Origin of the sequence: Oceanisphaera arctica (assembly GCF_002936955.1) — a bacterium.
Classification (GTDB): Bacteria; Pseudomonadota; Gammaproteobacteria; order Enterobacterales; family Aeromonadaceae; genus Oceanimonas; species Oceanimonas arctica.
In genome coordinates this window covers 1-4,919 of the sequence record NZ_MPZM01000087.1, presented here as the reverse complement: position 1 = coordinate 4,919, position 4,919 = coordinate 1, and the positions used below count along the sequence as shown (strand labels likewise).

Sequence of the window (4,919 nt, the reverse complement as noted above, 5' to 3'; positions counted from 1 at the left end):
CCCTAGGGGTTGCGGGTCACCCCGAACAGCGGATTGTCGGTGTATCCCTCCAGGGTGAACTCGGGCACATTGGTCTTGCCCAGAATCACCATGCCGGCCCGGCGGCAACGGGCCACCGACAGCTCATCGTCTTCGGCCGGACGCCCGGCCAGGGCCTTGTTGCCCCAGGTGGTGGCCAGCCCGGCCACGTTGAGGTTGTCCTTAATGGTCACCGGCACCCCGTCAAGCGGGCTCAGGGGGCTGCCCTGGCTCCAGCGCCGGGTGCTGGCCTCGGCCGCTGCTTCGGCCTCGGGGTTGTGGGCGATCAGCGCATTGAGTTCGGGATTGAGCGCCCGGATGCGTGCGTCGCAGTCCTGCCAGACCTCCAGCGGGGTCAGGGTGCCGGCGGCAAAGGCCGCCGCCAGTTCGGTGGCGCCCAGGCGCCAGCCGGACTTCATCAACTCATCATGTTCGGCAGCCATAGGGCAATCTCCGGAAAGGCCATCAGTGACAGGGTAAACAGCATCATGATCAACATGAACGGCAGTACACCCCACATTACATCCTGGATATTGCCGCCGTCTTTACGCACGCTCTGCACCACGAACAGGTTCATACCCACTGGCGGCGTTATCAGCGCCAGCTCACACATCAGTACCACGAACACGCCGTACCAGATGGGGTCCACGCCCAGAGCGGTGACAATCGGATAGGTGATGGGAATGGTCAGCACCTGCATCGACAGCACGTCCATGAACATGCCCAGCGCCAGATAGAACAGGATCAGTACCAGCAGCAGACCCGTGGTGCTCAGTCCGAACGAGGTCACCCAGTCGGTCAGTTCGTCCACCACGCCGGTGAGGCTGATGGTCAGGTTGAGCACGAAGGCGGCGGTGATGATCAGCAGTATCATGCCGGTGATGCGGGCGGTCTGTATGAAGCTGTCTTGCAGGAACTTCATGTTCAGACGGCCGGCGCGCCAGGAAAAGAACAGCGCTGTCATTACCCCGAGGGCGGCCGATTCGGTCGCGGTGGCAATACCCATATAGATACTGCCCATGACGATGCCGAACACCACCGCAGGCGGGATCAAAAAGCGGGACATGCGCAGCTTTTCACGCAGGGTAATCACCTCTTCCCGCTTGCCGTCCTTGCCCATGTTTGAGATGCCGATATATACCATGAACGACAGGCTGAGCAGAATGCCCGGGATCAGGCCGGCCATAAACAGCTTGCCGATGGAATTGCTGGTCAGGGAACCATAAATCAGCATGTTGACGCTGGGCGGAATAAGAATACCCAGGGTGCCGCCCGCAGCCAGGCTGCCCAGCGACTGGCGCATGGAATACTGACGTTCGTTAAGTGAGGGCAGCGCCACTGTGCCGATGGTGGCGGCGGTGGCGACAGATGAACCCGAAGTGGCGGCAAACAGGGCGCAAGAGCCGATGTTGGTGTGCAACAAACCACCGGGAAGACGCCCCAGCCAGGCCGCCATGGCCAGATACATTTTGTCGGCGATACCGCTGCGCAACAGCAGTTCACCCAGCATGATAAACAGCGGAATGGCGGTCAGAATCGCCTCGTTGTGCACGCTCCAGACCACGGAGCCGATGGAGTCGACAAACGGCATGCCGAACACCATGACTCCGCCAATCACCCCCATCAATGCCATGCTGACGGCGATGGGCATGCCCATCAGCAACAGTCCCAGCATGGCGAAAAAGCCGACAAATACCACGGATAAACTCATTGGGTTCCCTCCCTGACCGGCTGCGCGGATACGCTATTAGATAGCGAAACATCCTCGTCGGATCCGGTCGACTGCTGACGGTTTTTGAAATCTTCCAGTTCTTCTTTCAGCTCATCGCTGACACCCTTGGGATGAAACTCTTCATTAAGCTGATCACTGCGGCCGGTCAGCAACAACCAGGTTGCGCGCAAACCATAGGCAAATGCGGTAAACGCAAACACGGTGAGACCGGCCAGCCAGAGACCCTGAGGATACTTGAGCGGGGTGGCCCACGGAGTTTGCGCCGTGCTGCCGTAGTCCAGGGTTTCCAGCACGATTTGCAGGCAGACCCAGAACAGAAAAAGCCCGAAAAACGCCATCAAGGTAGCCGACAGCCAGTTGAACAGGGTCTGTAATGATTTGGGGAACTTCTCGTGAAAAATGTCGATACGCATGTGGGCCCGGCCCAGCAGTGCCAGGGTAAAAGACAGGGTGGCGCCCACCGCCAGGGCGTAACCGCCCAGTTCATCCACCCCTTGCAGCGACACGTTTAAAAACTTGCGCAGCAGGGTTTCGGTCACCACCAGCAAAGACAGCAGGAGGAAGATTCCCCCAAACACCATGCTGGCCATATATTCAATTCGTTTCATCACATACCTCCTTGTCACCACATGAAAAGCGGGGGATTATCCCCCGCTCTCTATATGGTTTTACATGCCGGCGATGGCGCCGACATCACGCTTCCAGTCGCTGGCGCATTCGGGATTGGTCTTGTTACAGACTTCGGCCCAGGTGGGGAAAGACACTTCTTTCACCGTATTGGCGACAATGCTCAGGTCCTTCTCGGTCACCGGCACTTCGACCAGGTCGAACTTGGTGCCGGTAGTGCAGGGCTCTCCACCGACATTACAACGTCCGGCATCCTCGAACAGCTCTTCGGAGTAGGTCCAGATTTCATCGACCAGTCCATCAAACGCGCTCTGCAGCGTCACTTGCTGATCCGGCGTCAGCTTGTTCCAGGCATTGAGGTTGATGCCATAACCATTGAGTGCCATCTGGAAGCCCAGCGGCAGCACATGGGTGGTCACCTCGGGCCAGCCGGCGGAGTTGGCCGAGCTGGGGCCGGTAATGGCACACTCAATCACGCCCAGCGCCAGACTCTGGTGCACGTCACCGAAACCGATAGGCACGGGAATACCGCCCACCGACTCGACAAACTGGGCCAGGTTCTGGTCATAGACCCGCACCTTCAGCCCTTTGACATCCTCCAGGCTCTCTATCGGATGGTTACAGAACATCACCTGGGGGCCGAAAGGCCAGACGCCCAGAAGCTTGGTGTTGAAACGCTCTTGCAGCCGTTCGTCCACCGTCTCCTTGTAGGCGTCGGCGACCTTGCGACCCTGAGCGAAGTCCGGGCTCAGACCCACCAGATCCAGGCCGAGAATGGTCGGCTCATCGCGGGAGATCTGCGACATCCGCAGCGAGACCAGATCGAACATGCCCGACTTCAGCACCCGCAGCTGTTCCACGTCCTTGATACCCGTGGTATCCAGCGGCTTGTAGTTCACCTTGAGCGGCAGGCCAGTCTTCTCGGCCAGGGTTTCGAAGAAGGGCTGTTCCTTGTTTTTCTGAATCAGCCCTGTGGCCAGCGGCTGGCCGATCACCTTCAGCTTGATGGTGTCTTCCGCCATGGCGGGGCTGGCCGATACGGCGGCACAGACCAGTGCAGAGAGCAGCAGTTTTTTCATCTTGGAACTCCTTCCTTGAACACAAAGATAATGTGCGCATCATGCGCAGCATGGCTCCGGCCGCATTGCCGCCGGAGCCCGTTATCAGGCGCTGGTGTCGGACAGGTAGGCCATGGCCGCCTGCACACCACCGCTCTGATGGGGCACCCCGGCGCAAGCCAGGCCCATCTCGACACCGGCCAGGGTACCGAGCAAGGTCAAATCGTTGATATCGCCCAGGTGACCGATGCGGAACACCCGGCCCTTGAGCTTGCCCAGACCGGCGCCCAGCGACATGTCGAAGCGCTGCAGTATCACTTGGCGCAGCCGGTCTGCGTCCTGCCCCTCGGGCAGCAGCACTGTAGTCAGTACCGGGCTATGCTCCTGCTCGTTGAGGCAGAGCACTTCCAGACCCCAGGCGCGCACCGCACGGCGGGTCGCCTCGGCGTGACGCTGGTGGCGGGCAAACACCTGCTCCAGACCTTCTTCTTCCAGCATGCTGATGGCTTCCTTAAGGCCGTACAGCAGGTTGGTAGCGGGGGTATAAGGGAAATAACCGGTGGCATTGCTGGCCAGCATCGACTGCCAGTCCCAGTAGGATTTGGGCAGCGTCGCCTGCTCGGCGGCCTTGAGCGCCTTGTCGCTCAAGGCGTTGAAGCTGATCCCCGGCGGCAGCATCAGGCCCTTCTGGGAGCCGGATACGGTAACGTCCACGCCCCACTCGTCATGGCGGTAATCGGCGGAAGCCAGACCGGAGATGGTGTCGACCAGATACAGAGCCGGATGGCCGCTGTTGTCGATGGCCTGGCGCACCTCGGCGATACGGCTGGTGACCCCGGTCGAGGTTTCGTTGTGCACCACACAGACCGCCTTGATCTGATGGTCGGTATCGGCACGCAAACGCGCCTCAATGGCTTGCGGATCGGCACCGTGGCGCCAGTCACCGGGAATAAACTCCACCTCCAGCCCCAGCTTGGTGGCCAGCTCGTGCCACAGGGTGGCAAACTGGCCAGTCTCGCACATCAGCACCTTGTCGCCGACGCTCAGGATGTTGACCAGGGCCGCCTCCCAGGCACCAGTGCCCGAGGCCGGATAGATAATCACCGGGCTCTCGGTCTTGAACATCCGCTTGATGCCGGCCAGCACTTCCTTGCCCAGCTCGGCAAACTCCGGCCCCCGATGATCGATGGTCGGATAATCCATGGCGCGCAGAATGCGGTCCGGTACCGGTGACGGGCCGGGGATCTGCAGAAAATGACGACCACTTTTGTATGACATGACTCACTCCTTTGATGGGCTTGCTGTAATGGGGAAATTCCCCTTTCTTTGATAAATTCAGCCTTGATACATTCAAACTTGCTTAATTCAGCCGGGCACTGTCTGCCCCGGCCTTCGAACATTCGAGTCTGGCCAGGCCGCAAGCCTGGGTGACAGCGCAGGCCATGCCGTCGAGCAGCGGCACCGCCACCCGGCCCTGCAGGCGG

5 protein-coding genes are annotated in these 4,919 nt (G+C 60.1%); all 5 read right to left on the bottom strand.

Features of this window, described 5'->3' with window-relative positions; genetic code table 11:
- Positions 1 to 2: 2 nt before the first annotated feature.
- The 5 genes from UN63_RS16690 to UN63_RS16670 all read right to left on the bottom strand — a co-directional run bounded on the left by UN63_RS16690 (position 3) and on the right by UN63_RS16670 (position 4,713).
- On the bottom strand, positions 3 to 461 hold the full coding sequence (locus UN63_RS16690; RefSeq protein ID WP_219821205.1) for an amidase family protein: 459 nt from the start codon (positions 459 to 461) through the stop codon (positions 3 to 5).
- A complete protein-coding gene (locus UN63_RS16685; protein WP_104488616.1) occupies positions 437 to 1,729 on the bottom strand; it encodes a TRAP transporter large permease in 1,293 nt (430 codons plus the stop codon). The genes UN63_RS16690 and UN63_RS16685 overlap by 25 nt, the downstream gene beginning before the upstream one ends.
- Positions 1,726 to 2,358 (bottom strand): TRAP transporter small permease subunit, encoded by a 633-nt coding sequence (locus UN63_RS16680; protein WP_104488615.1) that lies wholly within the window; start codon positions 2,356 to 2,358, stop codon positions 1,726 to 1,728. The genes UN63_RS16685 and UN63_RS16680 overlap by 4 nt, the downstream gene beginning before the upstream one ends.
- A gap of 60 nt (positions 2,359 to 2,418) precedes the next feature.
- Positions 2,419 to 3,456: a TRAP transporter substrate-binding protein gene (locus UN63_RS16675; protein ID WP_104488614.1), complete on the bottom strand. Its 1,038-nt coding sequence runs from the start codon at positions 3,454 to 3,456 to the stop codon at positions 2,419 to 2,421.
- An 84-nt stretch (positions 3,457 to 3,540) separates the two neighbouring features.
- Entirely contained in the window at positions 3,541 to 4,713 is a 1,173-nt protein-coding gene (locus UN63_RS16670) for a pyridoxal-phosphate-dependent aminotransferase family protein (RefSeq protein WP_104488613.1), read from the bottom strand.
- Positions 4,714 to 4,919: the final 206 nt, after the last annotated feature.